The organism is Bartonella rattaustraliani AUST/NH4 (genome assembly GCF_000312565.1).
Lineage (GTDB): Bacteria > Pseudomonadota > Alphaproteobacteria > Rhizobiales > Rhizobiaceae > Bartonella > Bartonella rattaustraliani.
The window spans coordinates 1-2,425 of record NZ_CALW02000046.1; the positions used below are offsets into that span (position 1 = coordinate 1).

At 40.7% G+C, this 2,425-nt stretch carries 2 protein-coding genes and 1 pseudogene; all 3 read left to right on the forward strand.

The features are described 5' to 3' along the window. The first annotated feature begins 171 nt into the window (after window positions 1-171). Window positions 172-1,340 (forward strand): annotated as a pseudogene (locus tag BN67_RS07275) (tyrosine-type recombinase/integrase). A 208-nt stretch (window positions 1,341-1,548) separates the two neighbouring features. Continuing rightward, a complete protein-coding gene (locus BN67_RS07280) occupies window positions 1,549-1,749 on the forward strand; it encodes a helix-turn-helix transcriptional regulator (protein ID WP_019222130.1) in 201 nt (66 codons plus the stop codon). Between the two features lie 99 nt (window positions 1,750-1,848). Next, window positions 1,849-2,425, forward strand: a 577-nt coding sequence (locus BN67_RS07285) for a DUF7146 domain-containing protein (RefSeq protein ID WP_019223473.1), incomplete at its 3' end; no start/stop codon positions are given.

Here is a 2,425-nt window from a genome sequence, read left to right on the forward strand (position 1 = left end):
CGCATTGATTTATAATAATAATTCACTGTTTTGCATGTTGAATGAGAGTCCCGAATAACGTAGGATTCTCTCATTCCAAACCTGTTTATGTTGAATCAATCAAAACCACTCACTTGCACCTCACAAGTGGGATGAGTGTGTGGATAAAATTTATATAAGAAAGGACTAAAAATGGCTCTTATGAACCGTCTTAAGTGCCAAGGGCTGTCGCAACATTAGGGGCTGGCAAATATAATGATGGTGCCGGCTTGTTACTTCATAAGCGTGAAGATGGTGGCGCTCAATGGATTTATCGTTATACCCTTCACGGGCGCCGTCGTGAAATGGGCTTAGGGGCTTTAAGAGATGTCTCTTTAAAACAAGCTCGTGAACATGCAACGCAGTGGCGTTCTGTTTTACATGATGGTCGTGACCCCATTAAAGAACGTGATAAACAAAAGCGTGAGGCAATAAGCAATCTTCATTATCTTAAAGACATTGCTTTAGAGACTTTTGAAAGCCGTAAAGCCGAATTAAAAAATGATGGGAAAAATGGGGACTGGTTGGCACCTTTGCGTCTTTACATTCTTCCTAAATTAGGCTGCCTTCCCATTTCAGAAATTACCCAAACAGATATACGCAATACACTTTCCCCCATATGGCATACAAAAGCAGGAACAGCAGAGAAAGCACTAAACCGTCTTAATCTTTGTCTCAAACATGCGGCTGCCTTAGGATTGGATGTTGATTTACAAGCAACCACCAAAGCACAAGCTTTATTAGGCAAACAACGCCATAAGATCACGAATAGACCAGCTATGGATTGGAAAGATATACCAGCTTTTTATAAAACACTTTGTCAAACAACAACCCTCACACAACTGGCTTTGCGTTTGCTTATTCTGACAGGTGTTCGTAGCAATCCTTTGTGTCATATTCGTGAAGATCAGATTGAAGGAGATATATGGACTATACCTGCTGAAAATATGAAAGGAAGGCGTGATGCAACAACAGAATTTCGTGTGCCTTTATCATCAGAAGCATTAGAAATTCTGAAACAAGCGCGCCTGCTCTCTCGTAATGATTTCTTTTTTTCTGCAACCGGTCGCGGTCCTCTTGCTGAACGCTGTATGTCGCAATATATGCAACAGACTGGACTTAAAGCCTGCCCCCATGGATTTCGCTCTAGTTTACGCAATTGGCTCGCTGAAACAACTGATGCCCCCTATGAGGTTGCTGAAACCATTCTAAGTCATACGGTCGGGGGTAAAGTAGAACGTGCCTATCGTCGCACTGATTATTTAGAACAGCGCCGTGTTTATATGGATAAATGGGCGGCTTTTGTCACCGGTCAAACTTAAGGGATTGGGTGCAATACCCCATAACCTGTGGATAACTTTAGCTCTCTTTTCTCTCATTCTTTCTCAATAAGATTCATCAAGATTCAATGTTAAAAAAACATGATAAAAGACTGTTTTTTATAGATTAAATACCTTTCCAATGATTCGAGAATATGGTTAATAAATGCTTATGATTTGTTTGCAATTTATGTTCTGAAAGGATTTTTAAATGACAGAAAATGACACTCTTCTCACAGACCGTGAAAGTGCAAAATTGCTTCATATGAGTGTTTCAACATTCCGCCGTCATGTCACCAATGGTGTTTTACCAAAACCCTTAAAGTTTGGTTTTTTGTCGCGTTGGTTACAATCGGATCTTCACGGTGTAATAGAGAAAGCAAAAAACAACCGTAGCAATAATGCTGCATAAAAGAAAACCTTGTCACGTAAGGACGGACAAGGCTCTTCATTACTTATCGAATTATGAAGTGCAAAATCCGTCCTGTGACGCAAGATCATAGGATAAAAAATGTATTCTTATAGACATGCTGCGGGCATAACACGTGCTGTGCCAGGTGTTTGGCATGGGCATTATGGACTTGCCCATTGCCCTGCCCATGATGATGGCACTCCTAGTTTAGCTCTTACTTATGGTTATAATGGTCAATTATTACTTTATTGTCATGCTGGCTGCTCTTTTAAACAGATCATCAAAGCTCTTAAAAACATTGGTCTTTTCAATACACAAGCATATTTTGAGAATGCTTATGGTCATACGCTTTCTTTCTCAAAACAGTTTTATGCTGATCTCAAACGAGCAAAACAGAATGCAGAGAGAGCAAGAGAGCTTTGGAAACAAAGCCAAACTATAAAAGATAGCCTAGCAGAAACTTATTTACGCAAGCGTGGTATCACTTGTGCCTTGTCACCCAATTTACGCTTTCATGATAGCTGCCCCCACCCCTTAGGGGGAAAACTGCCCGCGTTGGTAGAATTGGTTGAAGGTGCATGCCCCTTTGCAATTCATAGGACCTTTTTAAAAGGCAATGGCTGCAAAACAGATCAAAAACCAGCCAAAGCTATGTTGGGATCTGTTATGGGCGGTG